The sequence below is a fragment of the Paenibacillus sp. LC231 genome (assembly GCF_001860525.1).
Lineage (GTDB): Bacteria > Bacillota > Bacilli > Paenibacillales > Paenibacillaceae > Paenibacillus_AQ.
Window position 1 is genome coordinate 21,781 of sequence record NZ_JFOM01000013.1, and the last position, 22,516, is coordinate 44,296.

The following is a 22,516-nucleotide window of genomic DNA, read 5'->3' on the forward strand; positions in this document are numbered from 1 at the left end:
TGATAGACAGGTTAATCCCGCTTAGGTCAACGACTTGTCGCCGTTCACCGCTTCATGCGGAAAACGACGCTTAAGCTCATCCATTCCTTCATGGACTTCCTCCAGCGGAAGCCCGCCCTTCGCCAAATCCTCAGGCAGCTTCAGCTGCAATCTTTGATAGAACTGCACAGCTTCGCCATATTCCATCTTGCCATTATCCAGCAGTTGGTAGAGGGTGTTCTCCGCTTCTGCGTACATCCCCTGCTGCTCCGTATACGCATAGTAATCCCGCATCGCTGTTTCTGGCCATGCATACGACCTTAAACGTTCTCTCACCATACCGATCCGTTCCGTCAACCCGATCAGCTTCAAATCCGCTCCTTGCAGGGCCGACTTCAAATATAGCTGAAAGACCTTGGTATAGAGCATAACGGCTTCTTCTTCACGCTCCAACTCAAGCAACAGGGACGCTTCCTCTTCCATTAGCCTGGCGGCGCTTTGCAGCTTGTCCGCTTCCAGATAACCGTGACTGCGAAATAGCTGCTCAATATCGGCAGCGGACAATGAGCGAAGCAGGTCTGAATTCAACCGGAACTGCCGTTTGAAGAGCTCATCAATCTCCCATAGCGCTTCTGTGTGCTTCCGCTCCTGCTTAAGCGAAAACACCTTGGCAATCATCTGTGTCATATCCTCAATTAGCCGCACGAGATAATCCCTGCGAAACATACGCGCACCCCCAACCTGCATCCATGACAGATGCAGCATATTCCTGATCTTCATCTTTACTATACTGCGTTCAGCTGCCAAGAAACCAAGAAGGAATGCCGGGGCAGCCTTTAGCGAATCATCCTTTACAAGGGAGAAATTTGCCGGTTCAAACCCAAACGGGATCACGATTAAATTGTAGGCTATCCGGGGCCGGAATTCCAGTTCCCGGCCTCCCCCTCCCATTCTCGCTCTGCTTCGGCCGGCCATGCATACGAGGTATGGCGCGTCTGGGCACAAAATAAATAAACGGATATCCCGCTAGGAGGTATCCGTTCATTATAAACTATTGAAAGATTCTCATGCGTTATTCATTCGTAAGCCGTCCCATAAAAGAAGTGATGACCTCGCCGAGCTTCTCCGGCGTCTCCATCATACTCATATGTCCTGCGCCCTCGATTACATATTGAGTCACGTTGTCATGGTCTGTCGTAAAGGTACGCTCTGCCGGAATCAACCCGTCCTTCTCTCCTGCTACCAGCAGGATAGGCAGCGTGGACGCGGAGAGCACATCGCGTCGGTCCGGACGCTCACGCATCGCCAGCGCCGCTCCGATTGCTCCCTGAGGTGGCGTTAGATAGCCTATCTCCTTCGCCCGCTGAATACATTCCGGCTTGTTATCCTTCGTATCCGGAGCGAATAAGCCGGGCACCAATCCGTCAACAAAAGCCGTAATGCCCTCCCCTTGGATGGTGCTGACCGCCTGCACCCTCTTCTCCTTCGCTTCGTCCGAATCCGGGTAGCCTGTTGAATGAATCAGGCCGAAGGCGTTCAAACGAGAAGCGTAACGCTGGGCAAAGGAGAGCGCGATATATCCTCCAAGGGAATGACCGAGTAACGCTGCCTTCGGAATGTCGAGCTCATCCATCAATAACAGTACATCGTCTGCCATCTGTTCAATGGTATACGATCCCATCGGTGCATCAGATCGCCCGTGACCACGGAGATCCGGTACAATGACTCTGAAGCCTTGAAGAAATGGCAGTACCTGTTCCCAGTAGGCGGAGCTTCCGCAGAAACCGTGAAGCAGAATGATCGGCTCACCTTGTCCCTGATCAACATAACAAATCGTGCTGCCGTTGCATTGTACTTTTTCCATAGCGATACCCTTCTTTCTATTCAGCGGATGCCATGTGATAGACACCCATTATTTTATAAAGAATGATCTATTATTAAACAAAAACAACCCCGGCTGAAACGCCATGTCTTACGGCCTGAGGCCAAAGGCAATAGCGGCTTGCTTCGCTATCTGCTCCGCCATCCCCATGACTTGGTATAGGGACGTCACTTGGAGAGTCCAATACGGCTTCGGTCCATGGACGTTCACAACCGCTGCCACGCTATAATCTCCCACTGCCGGAAGCCTCCCGCCGACGGACTGGGCAGGCGTCAGTGGACCCTCGCAGGTAAAGAAATATCCGACTGACGAGGATTGTCCCAAGCATGCATCAATGGCAATAATCGACTTATCCTCAGGTATGCCTTGAAGTCTTGCCTCAAGATTAAAAGCGTCACACGGTTCGGGCAGCGTCCCGATCACATGCGGGAAACCGTATTCCGATAGCCGGCTTCCTGTCAGCGGTCCGAGTGCATCTCCTGTGGAACGGTCAGTGCCAATACATAAAAATACGATGCTATCCAGCGCATGCCGCTGCGAAATCGTCCGAAAAAAATCCGCCAGTTCATGCCCCGACATTTTAGCTTTTACAGCCTGTACGCCTGGCGTCTTGCCGGCTTGTTCGCTCATGACGGACCTCCTCCTTGATTACATCGCTTAAAACCTTGCTTTTTACAGCCTAAAAACCTTTTTTTCCTGATTTTAACCTATCTCTGTCTCCGATGGCAAAAACATTGGTCGAGCCGCATGGTAACATGGTACAATACAGGGATGAAAATCGTAAATCCGCCTATGAGAGGATGGTGTTAATCCATGGATTTGAGTGAAAAATCACAAGCTAATGTCGAGTATATGATTGAACAGATTAAAACCAAGCTTCGGATGGCTACCGGTGCTGCCATGCAAGCCTCCGCCTTCTCGGTTAACCAATATGATGATATTTATGATTTGTACGATATGGTCATGAATAAGCAAAACCTGAGTATATCGGAAGTGGAAGCAGTTGTATCGGAGCTCGGGCAGCTGCGCGGAAACCAGTAGATTATCATTAGCCCTTTTATAGCAAAGCCCCCGGAACTTCGCTGATCCAAGCGATGTTCCGGGGGCTTTGTTGTCCTTCTCTACGGCATATCGATCATCACCACTTCCGAGGTCCCCTCACTTGAGTTCCCTCGAAATGTCAGCTCGTGACGCCGCTGTATCCTGGCCGCGTCACCCGCAGTAATATTAAACATGCCGTCTTCCGACGATATTTCGACTTGACCGCTAATGACGTACAGGTGCATTCTCCGATCCCCTGCCAGGCTGTACGTCAGTTCTTGTCCAGTCTCCAGTATGGTACTGTACATCACAACATCCAGCGATTGGGGCAAGCTTGATTCACCATGGCCCGACCCGATGATCGGAAGCATCTGGTTCAACCGCTGTTCCTTTGTAAAATCGCTTTGATGGTGACTGGTCTCAAGGTCTGGCTCCGCAGGTAGAAACCACATTTCCAGATAGCGTACGTCCTCGGAAGACGAGGCATTCTTCTCTGCATGGTACACGCCGGAGCCTGTATTCACGACATGAATCGAACCGGAAGTCAGCTCCATTTCTTTCCCTGTATCATCTTCATACGTTAACGTGCCTTCCAGCACCAAATGGACAATGATCAAATCATGATGAAACCTTCGATCAAAACCCTCCATCGGTTTAAGCACATATTCATTATGTGCCAGCAAGCTTCCAAAATGCTCGTTATGCGGATCTGTATAATCACCAAAAGAAAAGCTGAATTCACTATGAATACCGTCTTTATGGGTAGTATGTCTTTCCGCTGCCGTCATGATCTTAATCATGGCCGGTCACCTCCGCCTTTTTTACTATTCAATACCCCGGCGGTTTCCGGTCTAATCAGTCATGCTTAAGCACGGTTCAGCATAAACGCGGTTTCCACCCTGCCTACTTTCAGGCCCTCATCGTTGCACAAATCTTTGGGATACGCGGATTTCAAGCGATCGATGGTTGTTTTGTTGCTATACCCGATTTGCTCCAATATGGACTCCGCTACCCAGCCCCATTCTTCTTCTGATCCATCTGCAATTTTGAACGAAATGCCGAGCCGCTCCTTCTTCAGACCTAAGCAGTACACGCCTTTAAAGCCTCCTTTGGCCACAATATTATCGTCTTCCAGGAGAAGGGTGTCCACCTTTTGATTTCCTGCCACCATATAGGGAGATGCGTGCATGGCCTCCGTGATTCGGATGACCGCCCTTTTTGTTGGCTCATCCTCGATAAGGTCCGGGGATGCAAGCTTCATATAGGCTGTAGCCAAAGCGCGAAGCGGCATGGCGAATACCGGCAGGCCGCAACCGTCCGTTCCCAATCGGATATCAGAGGGAGCCAGTCCCGACAAATAGGAGACCGTCTGAAGGATCTCCTGCTGCAGTGGATGTTCAGGCTGATCGTATCCGAGCAGCGGATACCCTTTCATCTGACAATAGGCCAACATGCCATAATGCTTCCCGGAGCAATTATGGAACCATTTGCTCTTGTCTCTCTGTGCTCGCAGAAGAGTCTCCTTATTTTCCTCATCCAGCGGCCAGCACGACGCGCAAACCATATAAGCTTCACTAATATTGACCTTGCGGGCAAAGCCTTCCAATACTTCGATATGAGCCGGCTCCGCCCGATGCGAAGCCGTCATGATCGCGATTTCCTTATCCGTCAGCCCATAATGGTCAGCAAGCCCGCCCCGGATGGAGGGGATTGCCTGCATCGGCTTGGCCGAAGAACGCGTAAATGCGACATATTCCGGATCTCCCGCGTATGCCTGTATGCTTCCTTGTTCATTAACAATACATATATGTCCATTGTGGACGCACTCCAAAATGTCCGCCCGATATTCCTTCACTAATACAGTATCCATGTTAAATAACTCCTTCTATAACCGTCTGTGACCATATGCCTGCCTTAAAAACCTGTGTATATCTGGTACCAATAATCCTCGATCATTCGGGGATTGTTGCAAATCTGTATTCAGTATAGTACAAAAATCTGCAAATAACAGCAGGCGATCATTCCGTAGGGGACGGACACTTCATTTTATCTCCCGTTTAACGTTGTCCTGTTTCACCATGTGGCCTTAGGTTTAATTACGAGATAAGCAAGCCCACTCGAAAAACATTGCTCTTTAAAAAGGAGGCGATCGTATGTGGGGAATCATCATCAGCATCGTAATGGCAATCATCATCGGGATCATCGGGGATGCGCTGGTTGGTCATGAAATGCCGGGCGGAATTATCGGGTCCATGATCGCTGGTTTCGTAGGCGCATGGCTCGGACCATGGCTCTTCGGAGCATGGGGGCCTGTCATCGGCGGATTTGCCATTGTGCCCGCGATCATCGGTACAGCTATCTTCGTATTCTTGCTCGGTCTTGCTGCCAAGCTATTTAGACGTACAGCCTGATTCTCGTGTCTATATTCTTTTTATATTAACTAAAAGGAGTGAAAGTTATGAATCACACAGAACAAGAACATCCAGTACAAAGCGGTTCCACATTCTTCAAAGGTGCTTTCATCGGTGCCCTGGTAGGAACGGCGGCAGCTCTGTTGTTCGCTCCAAAGCCAGGCCGCGAACTGCGCGGGGATTTGTCCGAGAAACTGAGCATGGTAACGGATAAAACGAAGGAAGTTGCTTATACCGTAGGCGATAAAGCTTCTGAGCTTGCGAAAACCGTGGGCACCAAAGCCTCCGATGTGATGGCCACCGTGAATGAAGGCCGCCAAAGCATTATGTCCAGCGTCAAGGAAGCATCGGCAGACGTGTCCAGCGAGGTTTCAAATGCTTCCAAAGACGTAAAGGATAAAGCGATGGACACTTCTTCCGATGTCAGCCGTGAAATGAAATCGACAACGAATGTTTAATTCGTGAGGTCACGAATAGCCAGCTGACACAGCTGGCTATTTTTGTGCCAGATCGTGACAGTCAGCTTGTAAGCATCATTGGATTGATATGTGAAATGAAACGGCGTTTCTGCCTGGAAAGCGGGGAGATCTTATGAGTAAAGCGAACCCATATCATAGCGGCTCCAGTTTCTCGACCCGGAGCGGCGATCGTTCGAGACAACGCGATGAGCCACGAATGGAATCCGAAACAAGCGAGGAAAGGCGCTCCCGGGAGGCGGATGATATCCAGGAGCATCCCTTTGAACTGCGTCACGAAGTGAAGAAACTGAACACCCGTCTGGACAAAATTGCCACCACCCTGGAGAAGTCCGAAATGAAGGACATGATCGAGAATTACATGAATCCCAAGAAACGCATCATCGCCAACCTCACAGCCGGACTATCCCGGGGACTAGGCTTAACCCTTGGCACGGCACTTGTGCTGGGTCTTCTGGGTTACATTCTCAGCTTCTTTGTCAACGTACCGATGATTGGGGACTTCATCTCGGATTTGCAAGGATATATTGATCAATCCCGATCCTAGGGTATCTTTAACGCATGCAAACGCCCGGTGCCTGTAAAGGTCACCGGGCGTTGTGATCATTGTTGCTGCCATTCATGGATCACCATTATGCCTCAAAGATTTTTATTGCTGGACTTTACTTGAAGCAGGTCTCCCGTCCATCCCTTCGCACGCATCCAAAGATACATGCCTCCAGTCCACAGCAGGGTACAACCGCTGACTACCGTAAATCCCCAGAACGTCTTAATGGCGGGCAAATTTTCAAAGTTCATCCCCCATATGGCTCCGACCACGGTTGCCGGTGTAAGCACGACCGTAAAAATCGTCAATGTCTTCATAATTTCATTACCGCGGAACGCGGAGATTGCATCGTCTATCGAAACCAGCGTATCGATTTCGCGCTCATAATGATGAATCAGCTTCTCCATTCTTTCCACTCGATGTAGAAGCTGTTGAAACGAGCGACTGCTATCCAGCTCGCCATGATACCCTTCCTTTGCTGCAGCGATCAGCTCCTGAAAAGGAATAAACAGATTGCTCCACTCCAACAGCTCAAACCGGGACGTCAGAATGCTGTCCATTAAAGACCTCCGGTTGCGGGTACGCATATCGCTTTCGACAAGACGCAGGTTATGCTCGAATTGATCCATTCCCGCATGGTAATAATGCAAAATGGCCCGAGCCAGCACAAACATGCCGTCGACGGGCTTTTGGCATTGATGAAGCATGGAAGCTCTTTCGGACTTAGCCATCACGCTTCGGGTATGGTCATCCAAATTGATGGTGATCAGCACTTGGTCGTCCGTATAGAAATAGAACTGTTCCGACTTGTAATGATCGGCATCATCCGTTACCTTATAAAGCATGGTTCCCATAATGACCGGCTCCACCCCATCCTTGAATCGGACGGATAAATAGTTTCGTTCCTTTAACGTCGACGCCTGATCGAACCATTCGGCTGTATAAGGATAGCGCGTCCGAAGCTCGCCGATCCAGGAGGATTGCCAGTTATCCGTTCGAACATCGTACCACTTCCATCCCCCCGCAAAAGTATAAACATCCTGACCTTCCATCCTATCCGGCCCCAGCATGTTTTACTGCCACTCCCTTCTGTAAATACAAAATCGCAAGGTTCCAAAAAGGCACGCTTTCCCGTAATGGAGGAAGCGTGCCTTATGTTGCTATACGTCTGTTACTGTTACTACGAGGCTTGTCCATATCAGTAAGAAGAATTGGACATGATCTGCTTCAGTTTTTCCGTTGCCCGCTTCTGTATACGCGACACACTCATTTGCGACACGCCTAACCTCTGAGCGATTGCTCTCTGGGACTGTCCCTCCTGAAATGCCAGCAATAGCACCTTCTGCTCTTGTTCCTTCAACTGGCTCATCGCCTGCTGAAGATCCATGCGCTTCTCAACGGAATCAAAATCATTCACATCCGAACTGATTAGCTCTCCAAGCGTCGCTCCGGTTTCTTCCTGGGATAAAGGGGAATCCAATGATACATAATGATAGCATTCACGTCCGGCCAACACTTCGACCGTTTCCTCAACGGAAAGATCCAAGTAGGATGCGATCTCATTCACATCGGGAGATCTCTCCAGCTTCACCATTAATTCATCAATCGCCTGCTGAACCAAGGCACCCTTTTCCTTGATCCGCCTTGGCACTTGAATGTACCATGATTTATCGCGGAGAAAGTTTTTCATATGACCGATCATGCTTTTCATGGCATAGGGCTCAAATGGAATCCCCAGGCTGATGTCATATTGCTGCAGAAGACGAATTAATGCCATTTGGCCAACCTGATACAAATCCTCGTACAGGTCGGGCCGATTCCGGGCAATCTTGCCTGCCGCCATTTTGACCATCGGTTCATATTTCTTAATCAGCACCGTTGCGATATCGTTATCCTTCGTTTGCTGATATTGTTCAATTAAATGAACAGCTTCATCTCTGGACTCTTGGGGAGTCGCTTTATCACTCATACGGGCTCCTCGCTTCTTGCGAGACGCTTCGTCAGCGTAACCTCGGTTCCCTTTCCAGCCTGGTTTGTCACGCTTACCTCATCCATAAGCGCCTCCATCAGGTAGAAGCCTAGTCCTCCGATTTGGACCTCGCTGAGATCTTTATCATGAAGTGTACGGTTGCCAACCGCCCCCATACTGTCGAAACTCTCCCCTTCGTCTCGGACCGTGATGGATAGCGAATCGCTGGTCACTTGAAATAAAACCTCTACCATTCCGCCTTCCTGACTATAAGCATACAAGACCGAGTTATTACAGGCCTCCGACACCGCAACCTTCATATCTTCAATCTCTTCATAGGAAAAGCCCATCTTGGAAGCTATTCCATACAGATTCAGTCTTACAATATCCACGTATTCAGCACTGGCAGGCAAATTAAGCGTTACTCTTTGAACATCTGAATTCATTCTTTTCGATCCTTTCCTATTGGGAATTCTTCTTACGACTGAAAGAACTTCGCAATACCCGTCATATCGAACAGCTTTTGAATTTGCGGCGGAACTTCCTCGACTGCAAAGCGTGCTTCCATGCCATGTCTGGCTTTCAGTATCGACAGAAGAATACCAATACCCGTACTATCAATATATGTCATGTCCTTCATGTTGACGATCAAGTCTACTTCGGAATTGCCGACAAGAGGCTCCATCACTAATCGAAAATCAGGAGCGACGGACAAATCAAGTTCACCGCTCAGAAATACCGTGCATACGCCCTCGTTCATCTGGGTCTTAGCATTGAACTTATCATTCGTTTTTGTATTCATAGACACTCTCTCCCAATCATTTGTTTTCCCTTTACATAACCCGTTATCTCGCTTGTTGAAACAGGTTAAAGAGGGTTATGGGCACGCTAATATATGGGAATCGGTTTCAGTACTAACCGTTGATGATGCGAACAGGGCTTGCGGGCATATCCCATCCTTCCGGTTCTACCGGTACATACCGCGATATCAGGTGCTTCACACAGCTGATTTTTACCGGCTTGCTGATATATTCATTCATGCCTGCGTCAAAGCAGCGCTTCTGAATCCCGTCCATCACATTCGCCGTCATCGCAACCAGAACGGGAGCCTCAGTTTCCGGCTTCATCTGGCGGATCAGTCGCGCCGCCTCAAGACCATCCATTACCGGCATCTGCAAATCCATGAAGATCATGTCGTAGACTTTAGGACCTGCAACCATCTCAACTGCCTGTCTGCCGTCCTCCGCCATATCCGCTTTCATCCCCATCTTTTCCAGCATACTGTCCATCAGTTTTCGATTAATCGGATGATCGTCCACGATCAGGATGTTCGGTTGCCTCTCCCCATGCACACGATATTTTGCCGAACGATCCTCTTCCCGGAGTCGTTGATGCTCTTCCTCATGTGTATGAACGCAGATCGTAAATACGAAAGTGGCTCCCTTGCCTTCCTTGGACTCCACCGCGATCTCTCCGCCCATCATCTGTACGAGCGATTTACAGATTGCCAGCCCCAGTCCTGTTCCACCGTACCGCCTTGTCATTGAGGAATCCAACTGAGAGAACGGCTTGAACAACCGATCGATTTTTTCGGATGAGATGCCAATTCCCGTATCCTTCACCGTGAATTCAAGGGTTAATCGGTCTTCTTCAGCTTGGGCAAGCGAGACAATCAAATACACACCACCCTCATTTGTAAACTTCACGGCATTGGATACCAGATTCACCAATACTTGACGAAGGCGTCCCATATCACCGAATACGATCGCAGGAATTTGATCCTCAATGTAATACGTAAGCTCCAGATTCTTCTTGGAGGCTTCTCCGGAGAACAAACCAAACACTTCCTGAACGCAGGACTTGAGATCAAACGGATATTCCTCCAGTTCCATTTTGCCTGATTCCATCTTGGAGAAATCCAGAATGTCATTAATGATGTTAACCAAGGCATCCGCACTGTTTCGGATAATGGCTGCATATTCCCGCTGCTCATCCTGAAGATCGCTGTCCATCAGCAAATCAATCATCCCGATGACGCCATTCATCGGCGTACGGATCTCATGACTCATCATCGCCAGAAATTCCGTTTTGGCTTTGGCGGCAATCTCCGCTTCTTCCTTGGCCAGCACAAGCTCTTGATTAATTTTTTCAAGCTCCTGGGTCTTCTGATGCAATTGCATGGACTGAATCTTCAGCCTGTTATTGGTCCGGTACATATCGACAAAACCCTCGATCTTGGACTTCAAGATTTGAGGGATAAAAGGTTTAACCATATAGTCGATTGCCCCTGCGGAGTATCCTGCAAAAAGATGCTCCGCGTCCTTGCTGTTCGCGGAAATGAATATAATCGGAATATCCTTCGTCTTGTCTCTCGCCTTGATCAGCCTTGCTGTTTCGATACCGTCCATGCCGGGCATTTGTACATCAAGAACAATCACGGCAAAATCATACTTCAAGAGATATCGTAAAGCCTCTTCCCCCGAAGTAGCTTTAATTAGCGTGTATTGTTCGCTGTCCAGAACAGCTTCGAGCGCAAGTAAGTTTTCAGGGCGGTCATCTACCAACAGAATATGAATCGGTTCGTGAAACCCCATGAGATCCTCCTACAAAACTCTATTTAATCTTCCGGTATATTTTCTCCACCCGGTCCAGCGTCTCATAAGCTTCACTATAATTCGTAAAGTGTATGGACTCTTTAGAACCCAGTACGAGAATACCAAAATGGCTTAGACTCTCGTGAAATAATCCGTGTACGTGATCCCTCAGCTGATCATTAAAATAAATCATGACGTTCCGGCAAAAAATCACATTAAACTCGTTAAAGGAACGGTCTGTTGCCAAATTATGCTCGGCAAATATCATGTTTTTCTTCAAAAACGGTTGGAAAATAACCGAATTGTACTTCGCTGTATAATATTCAGAGAACGAGCGGGTACCGCCCGCCTCCATATAATTCTTGGTATACTGCTTCATGAGTTTAATGTCGAATACGCCTTCCTTGGCCTGCTGGAGCGAACGCGAATTCATGTCCGTCGCATAAATCCGGGACTTCTCATACAATCCCTCTTCATGAAGCAAAATGGCCATGGAATACACTTCTTCTCCGGTCGAACAGCCTGCATGCCAAATCCGTATATAAGGATACGTACGAAGCAATGGAACTACAGACTGCCTGAATGTCAGGAATAGCTTCGGATCCCTGAACATTTCCGTAACCGGAATCGATAGATTATATATAAGCCGCTCAAAACAAGAACGGTCGTGAAGCACTTTATCCTGTAGGGCTGATATGGTGGACACGCCCTCGGCATGAACATGATGCCAGATTCTCCGCCTCAATGAGGGAATGGCGTAATTGCGAAAATCGTAACCATAGAATCGATGAATACCTTCCAAAAGAAGCTCAATCTCGATCTGTTCCAGCTCACGTTCGCTTTCCTCTGTTAACAACAGTTGTTCTGATTCCATATGGTCACTAGATGACATCACGCTTGCACCGCTTTCCCCGTGTTTATTTGCTACTTGTACTTTACCCACAAAAGCGGCTTACGAATACAACCAAACCCTCATAAGCGAAAGAAGTTGCTCCGTTTGTATCGGTTTCTTCATATAATCGGAAGCTCCCGCTTCAATACATTTTGCACGATCCTCTTTCATGGCTTTGGCTGTCAGGGCAATAATCGGCAGTTTCTCGAATTCCGGCATTTCGCGTAAACGCCGCATCGCCTCATAACCGTCCATCTCCGGCATCATCATATCCATTAACACCAGATCAAATTCCGGATGATCCTGAAGCAGCTCGATGGCTTCCCTGCCGTTTTCCGCAAAGGTAACTTCCATATTGTAACCCTCCAGCACGCTGGAGAGAGCAAACACGTTGCGGATATCATCGTCCACCAGCAGAATCTTCTTGCCTTCAAACAGCTCTTCCTTATTGTGCAGCTTCTGCAGGATTTTGCGTTTATCTTCCGGCAAATCAGCCTCGACCCGATGGAGGAACAGCGTCGTTTCATCCAGAAGCCGCTCTGGCGATTTCACGTCTTTGATGATGATTGACTCCGCATATTTGCGAAGCTGCATCTCTTCCTTCGAATCCAGGTCCTTGCCTGTATAAATAATGATCGGCAGATCCACCAGGTTCTCGTCATCGCGGATCTGATCCAGCAGCTCAAAGCCTGTCATATCCGTCAGCATCAGATCCAGCACCATACAATCATAGCGCTGTTTGCGAAGCTCACTGAGTGCTTCGGCGCCTGTGGATGCCGCCGTAATCGATACATCGTCATGACCAATCAATTCAATGATCGAATTCCGCTGAATGTCGTCATCCTCAACAATCAGGAGATGTTTCATCGATTTTTCCGCATAGGATTCGATATGCGTAAACGCGTCCTCCAGCGCTTCTCTCGATGACGGCTTCTTCAAGTAAGCGATCGCACCCATCATTAATCCTTGCTTCACTTCATCCACGACGGAAATGACATGCACTGGAATGTGGCGCGTAACCGCAGAGCTCTTCAGCTCGCCCATGACAGACCAGCCGTCAATAACCGGAAGCTGGATATCCAGGATAATGGCATCCGGTTTGTACGACTTGGCCATCTCCAGACCGATATCCCCCTGCAATGCAACCAAGGCCTTGAAGCCGCGGCCTCTGGCCATATCCAGAAGAATTCTGGCAAACTTCACGTCATCCTCAATGATAAGCAAGACTTTATCTGTCGGTCCGAGCTGATTGCGATCGTCATCCACTTGTACGGATGGCTGAACCTCTTTTGTAATCATCTTCGCTTTCGGTACGATCAGATTACTCTCCGGTGGTGCCTCAATTGCTGCAGCTGCTTCCTGTGTACCTTCTACCAGATCCGGATGACTGGCTGGCAGGAAGAGCGTGAAACAGCTTCCCTTACCTTCTTCCGATTCAACCAGAATGCCCCCGCCCAGCAGACGGGAAAGCTCGCGGCTGATGGATAAACCAAGCCCGGTTCCCCCGTATTTTCGGCTAGTTGTGCCGTCTACCTGCTGGAAGGCTTCAAAGATCAGATCCGTTTTATCCGCCGGGATGCCGATTCCGGTATCCCTGACAGCAAAGGCTACATAATCCGTTTCGGCATTCAGATAAAGCGGAAGCTTCTCCTTGTCGGCCTTTTCCACATGCAGCTCGACGGAGCCGCTGTTGGTAAACTTGAAGGCATTCGACAACAGATTGCGAAGAATTTGCTTCACGCGATGGCTGTCCGTGACAATGCTCTGCGGAATATCTTCACTGATATGCACACCCAGGTCAATATGCTTGCGTGATGCCACGGCGGCAAAGTTCTGCTCCACGAAGGCTTCAATATCCGGAAGCTGAACGTCCTCATAATGGATCTCCATTTTCCCGGCATCCACTTTGGACAGATCTAGAATCTCATCAATCATTTTGAGCAGATCGGAGCCCGACATGTATATGGTCTGTGCATATTCAATCTGTTTATTGCTCAGATTTCCATCCTTATTCTCCGACAACAGCTGTGATAATATCAGCAGACTGTTTAGCGGGGTCCGCAGCTCGTGAGACATATTAGCCATGAACTCCGACTTATACTTCGTTGTAATCGAAAGCTGCTTCGCTTGCTGCTCAAGCTGCATTCTCGCCTTCTCGATCTCATCGTTCTTCTCTTCCACTTCCTGCACCTGTTCCTCAAGCGCACGCGTCTTGGCAACAAGCTCGGTATTGTAATGCTCCAACTCTTCCTGCTGGCGCTGCAGCAAGTCTTCGGAACGCTTGAGGGCATTGGTTTGCTCCTCCAGATTTTCGTTGGTGCGGCGAAGCTCTTCTTGCTGAGTCTGCAGCTCTTCCGATTGAACCTGAAGTTCTTCGGTCATGGCCTGCGATTCGCGCAGCAGCTGCTCTACCCGCAGACGACCTGTAATATTGTTCAGAATGATGCCAAGCGATTGACTCAGCTGAGATAAAAGCTGCTCCTGCAGTGATGTTGTTTCTTCAAAGGCTGCCAACTCAACAACACCCAACACTTCATTCTCAAACAGAATCGGATAGATCATGACCGATATCGGCTTCGATGATCCCCAAGCGGATTCCACATTCATGTAATCCTCCGGCGCGCTTTTCAGTACAATCGGTTTCTTGTCGAGCGCAGCTTGACCTACAAGCCCTTCCCCGATCATGAAGGAAATCTTCGGCTCTTCGCCGCCTTCATGGGCGTAAGAACCTTTCATCTCCAACTTATTCGGATGTTTGTCTTCTTGACGAATATAGATCGCTCCATAATGAGCACCTAAAATCGGCGTAAATTCGCTGATAAACCGCTGACCGACTTCCTCCAGGGAATTGATCCCCTCCAGCAGCTCCGTGACTCTGGCCATATTCGAGTTGAGCCAGGACTGATCACGCTGCGCCTGGAGATAGGTTTCCTCGATGCGCTGCTTCTCGATAATATCTTCGGACAGGTCTTTAAATACCCGGGCCACATCGCCAAACTCATCCTTGGACGTAACTTTAATACGACGGATCGCCTTCAATCTGCCTTCTCCAAAGCTCTTCAACATCATGGAGACTACGTTGATGCCTCGGGTAATGCTTGGAAGAATCCATAGAATGACCAGCATTCCTAATAACAAACCGCCAGCCATGATATAGATAAACATTTGGACAGAGCGGTCATATGCTGCTTTCGCTGCTGTTATATCATCATTGATCTTCTGGTTCTCGTAACTGCTAAGCTCGTTCAAACTCGTCAGCATCTCTTCCTGGACAGCTTGTCCGGTCGAATTACGAAGCAGGTTAGCTTCCGTTGCGTTGCTCTTTGCCAGCAGCTCCAGTGTCTTATTTTGATAAACGATATATTGATTCACCGCACGCTCAATCCGAACTAACAATTGCTGCTCTTCCGCGGCATTTGCACTTTCTTTGATCGCTTTAAAATACGTTTGAGCTCGTGCTGTCATCGTTTCCAGTTCCTGTTCGGACACAGCATACGTAGACTGATCATTGCTCAAGATCATGTTCGTAAGCTCCCGAGCCATATCGTTGACTTCTCCGCGCATTGCGCTGGAGTTTCGTACCTTTTGGTAGCGATCCTGATAGATCTGGTTCAACTGGTCGTTCATATAACTGATTCGGTCATAACCAATCAAGGTCAGAACCAGCATGAGCGCCAGCAAAGTCGTAAAACCAATAACTAACTTGCTCCTAAGCTTCATTGATTGGTTTCCTCTCCTTTTTTAAGAGATATCCAAACCAGGCATTTATCGTCCTCTCGCTCCTGCGATGGATCATCCACAAAATATTGCTTCTTCATCTCATCTTCTCTCCAATGATGACGGCCTCCCAAATGCTCCTTCAGATAATCCAGCTTCTCGTCATGACCGCCCTCCACCAGTTCGAGCAGGCCGTCCGTATACATAACCAAATGTCCTTCACCTTCATATTGAAAGCTTCTTGGCTCCATGTCTTCGATCCGGTCAAACAATCCCACCGGGCAGCAGCCTTGATCCAGGGTCATCACATCCCCGCTCTCTTGAAAGAAGAGAGCCGGCGGATGCCCTGCGTTGACGTAGTCCACCCGCTTTAAACGGGTATCCACAACAAGATAGATCGCTGTAAAATAGTACTGTATCAGCTGTTCGCCGAGGTTTAACTGATTGAACCTGCGGTTCAATTCCTGAACCACCTTCTCCGGTTCGACATAAGTCGTCACCGTGTCCTTCAGAACCGAAGCGATGAACATACAAAATAGGGACGAAGTAATCCCGTGTCCCATCATATCCAGCAGAATCACGCCATAACGGCCATCACCAAGCGGGTACCATGCGTACAAATCTCCCGCAAGCTCTGCCGAGGGCTGGTACAGCGCATGAATCTCAAGCTGATCATCTTCGATTGGTGAGCTCAATACGGCATTCTGAACCATGGCCGCAAGCTTCAATTCGGCCTGGACCCGCTGTTCCCTCTCAATATGCCAGTCTTTCTCATGCTTCAACCGGAGCGCCAGGCGTATGCGTGCCATCAGCTCTACCTTGTTGATCGGTTTCGTTACGTAATCGGCGGCACCGGCATCCAGCGCTTCGGCCAGCTTCTTGGAATCCCCGACGGCGGTAACCATAATGATCGGTATATCTTTCAAATGCTCGTATTGCTGAACTATACGGCATGCTTCTATTCCATCCATCTCGGGCATCATCATATCAAGCAGGATCAGATCGATGTCCGATCTCCGGGGATGGAGTTCTTGGCTGCGATCGCCGATCCCCAGATGCTCCAGCATTTCCAGGGCTGAAGATGCAGATAGAGTGTTCTGGTAATTTTCCTTCTTTAAGATTTCTCGGATAATAATGACGTTAGTCGGATTGTCATCTACGATTAATATTCTCATTGCCCTCTCCCTTAACGTTTCGGATTATACGATAGAAATCCTTTTCCTACTATTATACTATAATAGCCCTCTGATCAATTGCCATAGAAAAAGGTTCTAAATCTTGAATCTTCCACTTTTACTAGGTATATGGAACATTCTTTTAAAACATAGATAAGGAATGAGACGTCAAAAGTCTCATTCCTTATCTATGTTTTAAGTCCTATAACGCCTACCATCGATGCTGTCATAAAGCTGAACTTTCGTTGCTATATCATCAATCTTTTTTAGCGATAACAAGTACTTTGCCTAGATCCAGCTGTTTCTCATAGAATCCAGCCTCGGCCTCCGTGAAGCCTAGCGATACAATCTTGGCGCGGAGCTCATCGCCGCGGGACCGGAACAAATTCGCAAAGGCGTCAAACACGCCTTCTTCCTTGATGCCCACGTTATTGGCATCGGATGCATCCACGATCCGGCTTGTCTTGTCCGAATCATGAGCCAATACATAAATCCGATCATGATCGTAACCGGACTGCCGCAGGTTCTGAACCTCCTGAACCGCTTGTGTACCATTCTCAACGACTTTGGCATATGACTTCGTATTGGTAAATTCCATTGTGAAAACCTCCCCTAATAGTGTAAAACCTTGATTTAGGTTATAGTCCATTTGTTATTAACCTTATTTCTTAAGGTTGAAACAAATTCAGTCGCTATAATCGAAAAATAAATCAATTCCTGCAATTTCGCCGGAGTCCCGGTCAATAAATACCTTAAGCGCTTGATGGTTCTCAAGGTACACATCCCCGTCCTCCGCTTTAAAATACGGCTTACCCAGAGATGCCCTAATTTGATCGTTTGTCATACCTATACGCTGGTCTTCAACCTGAAAGGATACGGCAGATGGCTTCACATGAACATATTCCGTGTAACCGTTGCGGACCCCAACCTCCATATCTTTGTAATCCAGCTTGGTAATTCCGGTCAGCTCTTCATGCTCAATTCTAGCCGGCGTTCCCAGCTTGCGAATGACATCGTACTTGTTATCCGTTAGCGAAATCCCGTTTAAAGTTCCATAGCTCTCCGTAGAGTTGTCGCTGGTTTGTGCTTGTCCAACATCCGAAGCGGCATGAATTATAGGCGGTGGCGACATCCCGGCAGAAGGCTGCGGCTCTGCCACGGCACCCCCACCTCCGGAGTAAATCAAGAGCCCTACCATCAACAGTGCGACATTCCACATGCGACCTCCTCCTTTCTTCAGCTGTCGGAGCTATACCCGGGTTTAGCTTTCTTACGTTTATCTGGCTTTTTGGCGACGGAAGCTGTTCCACAGACCAACCGCTGTATCCACGTAGGCTAACCAGTTCCGACCGCGTGACTTTTCTTCTGCTTCGGTATTCTGATATACCGCATCATAGGATTGGAACGTACGATCCTGAGCCGTCAAAGGCACTTCCGTACGGGCAGGCTGCTCTTTCTTCTGCTCCATCCGGGATTGCTTAAAACGGCTAACCATGCCGGAGGATACCTGCTTCACCGCATAGGTGACCTCGCTTAAAGCTTCTCCCAGATTCTTGACGGTATCCAGCACCGGATCGATCTGTTTCATCTTATGCTGAACGTCCACCGTAATATCGTTCGTATTCCGGATGGTCTGCTTCACTTCATAAGTTAATTCGTCCACCGTCTTTTGAACATCCTGAAGGGTTTCGGTTACCTTTTCGAGCGATTGTGTCGCAGCCTTTAATGTCTTGATTAAAAAGAAAACCAGAACCGCAAATGCTACGGCAATAATGGCAACACTGATTTGGGTTAGCATACGTTGTCCCTCACTTTCAAGTATGTTGGTTTCGGATACGCAATAGTTACCCTATCCCCCAGTACACGAAACAAAGAGATCCCTGCCAATAATGCCATTGTCCTACAGCTTGTTTCATCCCCTGCCGCCCCGGTTAAAGAACACTACGAAGGGCGCTGTTGGCAACGGCTAAGCGGCTCCCTACCGAGCTTCAAATTGGATATGTGCCGTTTCTTGGAGCATCATGAGACTACATGCCTATATCCAATAAAATCGATGAAGAAAGCAGGGTGAATAGGATGTTAAAATGGTCCGTAATTTTTCTAGTTGTTGCACTGATTGCAGGGATCTTTGGCTTCTTCGGCATCGTTGAGGCTGCTGCCAGCATTGCGAAGGTGCTGTTCTTCATCTTCGTTGTCCTGTTTGTGATCTCTCTCTTTACCGGACGCAGACGAAGTATGTGACGCTGTCGCATACTAAAGCCCATGCATTGAATATACACAGAGGAAATGAAAAAAAGGGTGCCCTCCGTTTGATCAACGGATAGGACACCCCTTTTTTTGCGCTGCGCAAAATCGGATCGGGTTATACGTTCGTTGCTGCAGCCTCCTGATTTTCTGAGGTTTTCGGCTCTTCGGCCGGCTTGGTCTTCTTGATAAAGAAAGCCAGGATGAAGGAAGCGACGCTGATCCATGTCGCAATAACAAAGGCATAGTTAATGCCATAAATGGTTGCTTCATTCCCCAGCTTAAGCAGGTCGGCCTGATTCTTGGGATCAAATAACCCCGATTGCATCAGAGCTTCCCCTTTGCTCTCTGCCTGGGTCGACATGACGGTAACTAGAATTGCCGTTCCGATTGAGCCGGAAACCATGCGCAGTGTATTGGACATAGCCGTACCATGAGCGTTCAAGCTCCGCGGGAGCTGATTAAGTCCCGCCGTCTGGATCGGCATCATGAGCATCGACATCCCGAACATCCGGGCCGTATAGATGACCATGATGTGGCTGTAAGACATGGTTTCGGTCAAATTACTGAACTCCCACGTCGTAATGACCGTAATCGCCAGGCCGATAACAGCCAGCCATCTTGCACCAACCTTATCGAAGATCGCTCCCGTAATCGGTGACATGATCCCCATCAGAATGGCGCCGGGAAGCATGAGAAGTCCTGATTCCACCGGCGTGAATCCACGAATCTGCTGAAGATAAATAGGCAGCAGGATCATGCCGGCATACATCGCCATCGTGACAATGACATTGATAAGGGTAGTTAGCGTAAACATATTGTATTTGAATATCCGGAATTCCAGCATCGGATTGTCGGTCTTCATCTCCCGCCATACAAACAGGATGAGGGCAATCGTGCCGACTGCTAGGGTCGTAACAACCGGCGTGCTGGACCAACCGTCATTCCCGGCATCACTGAAGCCGTACAGCAACCCGCCAAAGCCCAGGGTGGACAAAATGATGGCGATCATGTCCAGCTTCGGCCGGCTGACCTCGGTAACATTTTTCAGGAAGAATACCCCGATTAGCGTAGCAATGATCGAGAAAGGCAGGATCATGTAGAACAGGACACGCCAATCATAGTGCTCCACAATATATCCAGAAAGCGTAGGTCCGATGGCAGGAGCAAATATCATGGCGATCCCCATCATCCCCATCGCCTTCCCGCGATTCTCAATAGGGAATATGTTCAGAAATACTACGGTCATAAGCGGCATCAAAATGCCTGCACCGGCAGCCTGAACGAGGCGTCCGGTAAGCAGTAACGCGAAGTTGGGGCTGACCGCGCACAGCAAGGTGCCAATCGTAAACAGCGTCATTGCACTGATGAACAGCTGCCTTGTCGAGAAACGCGCGATCAGATAAGCGGTAACGGGAATTAAGACCCCGTTCACCAGCATAAAGCCCGTGGTCAGCCACTGGGCTACGGTCGGTTTAATGTTCAAATTCTCCATGATGCTCGGCAGAGCAACATTCATCAATGTCTGGTTAAGAATAGCGACAAAAGCGCCAATCATAAGTGCAGCAATGATAGGTCCTTTCTTAACAGGCTCGCCGGGGCGAGCAATGGTATGGGTACTCATGTGCAGTCTTCACTCTCTTTCTAAGTAAAATCATACGTTTAGCATGTTTGTTCTATGTGGACATCTGACCTTGGATGTGCTCAACATTCGTCAAAATTTTGCTGTACAGGACACTCAACTGCTTAACCTCTTCGTCCGTTAGAAAGCCATATAACAAATCGCTTAACTCGGCACGTTTATTGGCCAGCTGCTCGATCAGATTACTCCCGAGCGGCGTAATCTCCAAATGAATGACCCTTCGGTCGGCTGTATCCCTTGTTCGGCGCGCGAATCCGCCCTCGATCAATTTATCGGATATGCCCGTAACCGCACCGCATGTCACATGAATGGAATCGGCCAAGTCCGACAATCTCAATGCACCCTGTTCGTGAAGCATCTCCAAGGCGGTATACTGCGTTCTGCCTAGTTTAGGAAACCCTTCCTTCTGCCACTCATGGTGCACAGTTCGAACCATCTTCTTAAATAGCATCTCCAACTCCAGAATTTCATTCCGCATGGACATGTATTTTTTACACTCCTTTAAAAGGTCCAGCACTTCTTCAATAGAGACCAACCGACTTCGTCTCTATATACTTTAGTACTAAAACATTTATTTCTAAACATTTACTGATTATAGTGGGGGATAATTATTGTGTCAATGTTTACATATATATTTTTTTCATAGTTTTTTTCTGAAAATAACGACTTTTCTCTTGAAAAACACAAAAAAAGACCCAGACTTGGTTTCCTTGTCTGAGTCTTTAGCCGATTCCCTTGCTTTACTTAAACAGCGACGGAATGGACATCCAATCCATCGTAAAGTTCAATTCCAAGCCGTCGGACAGAAACTTCACATTCTTCACAGTTACCAGATCCGGTAAATAGTCCTTGAGCGAAATTTGTATCGGCTCCAGCTGGAACATATTCAAAGGGATCTCAACTCCCCGAATCGTTGTTGATTCATGCGTCAGGTGAAGATGGCTTCCCTCGGCAGACATCTGAAAGCGCAGCACTGCACCAAAGGGAAGAACCCCCCATTGCCCATTCATATGGGCTGTCATTGTGGTGCCATTCATCACGAAATCAGCACCTGTAATATCGACGCCCAGGTCATGGGTGCTCATATATTTTACCATGTTCTTCTTGCTGAGTTCCCCGACTTCTTCCGTGCTCAGCAGCATGCGGGTATCCCGATTTGACACCATGGTCATCAACTTGTCCTTGAAATCAACGGATCGGTAGCGCATATCCAGCGATTGCGTAGGATAAACAAACCAGACCAACGCACCGATAATCACAAGCAGAAGGACAAATATACCCAGCAGGAAACGTCCGGCTCTTTTTTTTCGACGTACCATCTAAAGTCCCTCCTCCCATAGGATATCCCTGCGACAACAAGGCTTTTCCCATCTCCAAAGTATATAGGAATCCTTGAAACTTGTCACGATTTGAGAAAGGTACCCAACTTTCTTGATTCAAAACATCCAAATCGTGGTTATTACGATAGTGTGTTAAAATAGTATATTAAAATCATACTTCGGTCCCAAGGAGGAATTATTCCATGAAAAAAACTCTAAGTATTACTGCAGCCCTAGCACTCACCCTGTCCCTGACCGCCGTAGCAAGCGCAGATCCGATTAGCGGGACGGTATCCGAGACTTCTGGGCCGGCTCCCATCTCGACGGAAGAGCCTATTATCAAACCGGAAGAAGTAGTACTGGTGCCTACACCTATGATCGAGATTGCAGAAAGAACCTACTTCTATAACGCTCCAAACGGCGAAAAGCTTGGTGCCTTGGCTCCGCAAAAAATCGACACAACCGGCAATCGAACGGGTGTCGTGCTTGGCGGGGAATGGGTGGAAGTTTATACATGGCTCGGTAAAGCTTGGATTTATGTACATTAATCATGTATGACTGCCGGACTTCATGATTCTTCATGTATCCATGCAGGTTAAATGGCAGGTCAAGATGAACTTGACCTGCC

Annotated in this window: 25 protein-coding genes; 6 read left to right on the forward strand and 19 right to left on the reverse strand. The window is 48.3% G+C overall.

The features are described 5' to 3' along the window. Positions 1-21: 21 nt before the first annotated feature. The 3 genes from AK95_RS08825 to yyaC form a co-directional block, all read right to left on the reverse strand. Positions 22-930, reverse strand: a complete 909-nt coding sequence (locus tag AK95_RS08825) for a DUF6483 family protein (protein WP_235613067.1) — start codon at positions 928-930, stop codon at positions 22-24. Positions 931-1,051: 121 nt separating this feature from the next. Next, a complete protein-coding gene (locus AK95_RS08830) occupies positions 1,052-1,843 on the reverse strand; it encodes an alpha/beta fold hydrolase (protein ID WP_071219600.1) in 792 nt (263 codons plus the stop codon). A gap of 108 nt (positions 1,844-1,951) precedes the next feature. Continuing rightward, positions 1,952-2,491 carry a spore protease YyaC gene (gene yyaC / locus AK95_RS08835; protein ID WP_071219601.1) on the reverse strand — a complete coding sequence of 180 codons (540 nt, stop codon included), beginning with the start codon at positions 2,489-2,491 and terminating at the stop codon, positions 1,952-1,954. Positions 2,492-2,674: 183 nt separating this feature from the next. Between yyaC and AK95_RS08840 the strand changes: the two genes are divergently transcribed. Then, positions 2,675-2,902 carry a DUF1128 domain-containing protein gene (locus tag AK95_RS08840; RefSeq protein WP_015737472.1) on the forward strand — a complete coding sequence of 76 codons (228 nt, stop codon included), beginning with the start codon at positions 2,675-2,677 and terminating at the stop codon, positions 2,900-2,902. Positions 2,903-2,982: 80 nt separating this feature from the next. Here AK95_RS08840 and AK95_RS08845 read toward each other — a convergent pair whose 3' ends face one another. Together AK95_RS08845 and AK95_RS08850 are read right to left on the reverse strand one after the other, a co-directional pair. After that, positions 2,983-3,702, reverse strand: coding sequence for a pirin family protein (locus tag AK95_RS08845; RefSeq protein WP_071219602.1), 720 nt, complete (start codon positions 3,700-3,702; stop codon positions 2,983-2,985). A 65-nt stretch (positions 3,703-3,767) separates the two neighbouring features. After that, positions 3,768-4,772 (reverse strand): asparaginase, encoded by a 1,005-nt coding sequence (locus tag AK95_RS08850; protein ID WP_071219603.1) that lies wholly within the window; start codon positions 4,770-4,772, stop codon positions 3,768-3,770. Positions 4,773-5,055: 283 nt separating this feature from the next. Here AK95_RS08850 and AK95_RS08855 point away from each other — a divergent pair, with 283 nt between their 5' ends. The 3 genes from AK95_RS08855 to AK95_RS08865 all read left to right on the forward strand — a co-directional run bounded on the left by AK95_RS08855 (position 5,056) and on the right by AK95_RS08865 (position 6,336). Then, the gene (locus tag AK95_RS08855) at positions 5,056-5,313 is read left to right on the forward strand and encodes a GlsB/YeaQ/YmgE family stress response membrane protein (RefSeq protein WP_071219604.1); all 258 of its coding nucleotides are present in this window, start codon (positions 5,056-5,058) and stop codon (positions 5,311-5,313) included. Between the two features lie 47 nt (positions 5,314-5,360). Beyond that, a complete protein-coding gene (locus tag AK95_RS08860) occupies positions 5,361-5,771 on the forward strand; it encodes a YtxH domain-containing protein (protein ID WP_071219605.1) in 411 nt (136 codons plus the stop codon). 133 nt (positions 5,772-5,904) lie between these two features. Beyond that, complete coding sequence (locus tag AK95_RS08865; RefSeq protein WP_071219606.1) at positions 5,905-6,336, forward strand: DUF5665 domain-containing protein; 432 nt, start codon at positions 5,905-5,907, stop codon at positions 6,334-6,336. Positions 6,337-6,428: 92 nt separating this feature from the next. Here AK95_RS08865 and AK95_RS08870 read toward each other — a convergent pair whose 3' ends face one another. The 11 genes from AK95_RS08870 to AK95_RS08920 all read right to left on the reverse strand — a co-directional run bounded on the left by AK95_RS08870 (position 6,429) and on the right by AK95_RS08920 (position 18,481). Continuing rightward, positions 6,429-7,406, reverse strand: a complete 978-nt coding sequence (locus AK95_RS08870) for a magnesium transporter CorA family protein (RefSeq protein WP_071219607.1) — start codon at positions 7,404-7,406, stop codon at positions 6,429-6,431. Between the two features lie 128 nt (positions 7,407-7,534). Then, positions 7,535-8,305, reverse strand: coding sequence for a sigma-70 family RNA polymerase sigma factor (locus AK95_RS08875; RefSeq protein ID WP_009594120.1), 771 nt, complete (start codon positions 8,303-8,305; stop codon positions 7,535-7,537). After that, a complete protein-coding gene (rsbW, locus tag AK95_RS08880) occupies positions 8,302-8,751 on the reverse strand; it encodes an anti-sigma B factor RsbW (RefSeq protein WP_071219608.1) in 450 nt (149 codons plus the stop codon). Before rsbW ends, AK95_RS08875 begins: the two co-directional genes overlap by 4 nt. A 32-nt stretch (positions 8,752-8,783) precedes the next feature. Continuing rightward, a complete protein-coding gene (locus tag AK95_RS08885; protein WP_009594079.1) occupies positions 8,784-9,107 on the reverse strand; it encodes an STAS domain-containing protein in 324 nt (107 codons plus the stop codon). Between the two features lie 112 nt (positions 9,108-9,219). Beyond that, complete coding sequence (locus AK95_RS08890; protein ID WP_071219609.1) at positions 9,220-10,899, reverse strand: response regulator; 1,680 nt, start codon at positions 10,897-10,899, stop codon at positions 9,220-9,222. 19 nt (positions 10,900-10,918) lie between these two features. Continuing rightward, a complete protein-coding gene (locus AK95_RS08895; protein ID WP_071219610.1) occupies positions 10,919-11,791 on the reverse strand; it encodes a CheR family methyltransferase in 873 nt (290 codons plus the stop codon). A 60-nt stretch (positions 11,792-11,851) separates the two neighbouring features. Then, positions 11,852-15,511 carry a response regulator gene (locus AK95_RS08900; RefSeq protein ID WP_071219611.1) on the reverse strand — a complete coding sequence of 1,220 codons (3,660 nt, stop codon included), beginning with the start codon at positions 15,509-15,511 and terminating at the stop codon, positions 11,852-11,854. Next, positions 15,508-16,683: a PP2C family protein-serine/threonine phosphatase gene (locus AK95_RS08905; protein ID WP_071219612.1), complete on the reverse strand. Its 1,176-nt coding sequence runs from the start codon at positions 16,681-16,683 to the stop codon at positions 15,508-15,510. Before AK95_RS08905 ends, AK95_RS08900 begins: the two co-directional genes overlap by 4 nt. A 256-nt stretch (positions 16,684-16,939) precedes the next feature. Further along, positions 16,940-17,281 (reverse strand): YflT domain-containing protein, encoded by a 342-nt coding sequence (locus AK95_RS08910; protein ID WP_071219613.1) that lies wholly within the window; start codon positions 17,279-17,281, stop codon positions 16,940-16,942. 87 nt (positions 17,282-17,368) lie between these two features. Next, positions 17,369-17,902 carry a hypothetical protein gene (locus tag AK95_RS08915; RefSeq protein ID WP_071219614.1) on the reverse strand — a complete coding sequence of 178 codons (534 nt, stop codon included), beginning with the start codon at positions 17,900-17,902 and terminating at the stop codon, positions 17,369-17,371. A gap of 57 nt (positions 17,903-17,959) precedes the next feature. Then, complete coding sequence (locus AK95_RS08920) at positions 17,960-18,481, reverse strand: DUF948 domain-containing protein (protein WP_071219615.1); 522 nt, start codon at positions 18,479-18,481, stop codon at positions 17,960-17,962. A 278-nt stretch (positions 18,482-18,759) separates the two neighbouring features. Here AK95_RS08920 and AK95_RS08925 point away from each other — a divergent pair, with 278 nt between their 5' ends. Then, positions 18,760-18,924, forward strand: coding sequence for a DUF1328 domain-containing protein (locus tag AK95_RS08925; RefSeq protein ID WP_006212708.1), 165 nt, complete (start codon positions 18,760-18,762; stop codon positions 18,922-18,924). 121 nt (positions 18,925-19,045) lie between these two features. Here the strand turns inward: AK95_RS08925 and AK95_RS08930 are convergent, their stop codons facing one another. The 3 genes from AK95_RS08930 to AK95_RS08940 all read right to left on the reverse strand — a co-directional run bounded on the left by AK95_RS08930 (position 19,046) and on the right by AK95_RS08940 (position 21,888). Further along, positions 19,046-20,551 (reverse strand): DHA2 family efflux MFS transporter permease subunit, encoded by a 1,506-nt coding sequence (locus AK95_RS08930; RefSeq protein WP_071219617.1) that lies wholly within the window; start codon positions 20,549-20,551, stop codon positions 19,046-19,048. A gap of 52 nt (positions 20,552-20,603) precedes the next feature. Continuing rightward, positions 20,604-21,053, reverse strand: a complete 450-nt coding sequence (locus AK95_RS08935) for a MarR family transcriptional regulator (protein WP_071219618.1) — start codon at positions 21,051-21,053, stop codon at positions 20,604-20,606. A 256-nt stretch (positions 21,054-21,309) separates the two neighbouring features. Next, positions 21,310-21,888 (reverse strand): hypothetical protein, encoded by a 579-nt coding sequence (locus tag AK95_RS08940; protein ID WP_071219619.1) that lies wholly within the window; start codon positions 21,886-21,888, stop codon positions 21,310-21,312. A gap of 203 nt (positions 21,889-22,091) precedes the next feature. Here AK95_RS08940 and AK95_RS08945 point away from each other — a divergent pair, with 203 nt between their 5' ends. Beyond that, positions 22,092-22,436 (forward strand): hypothetical protein, encoded by a 345-nt coding sequence (locus AK95_RS08945; RefSeq protein WP_071219620.1) that lies wholly within the window; start codon positions 22,092-22,094, stop codon positions 22,434-22,436. Positions 22,437-22,516 lie beyond the last annotated feature (80 nt).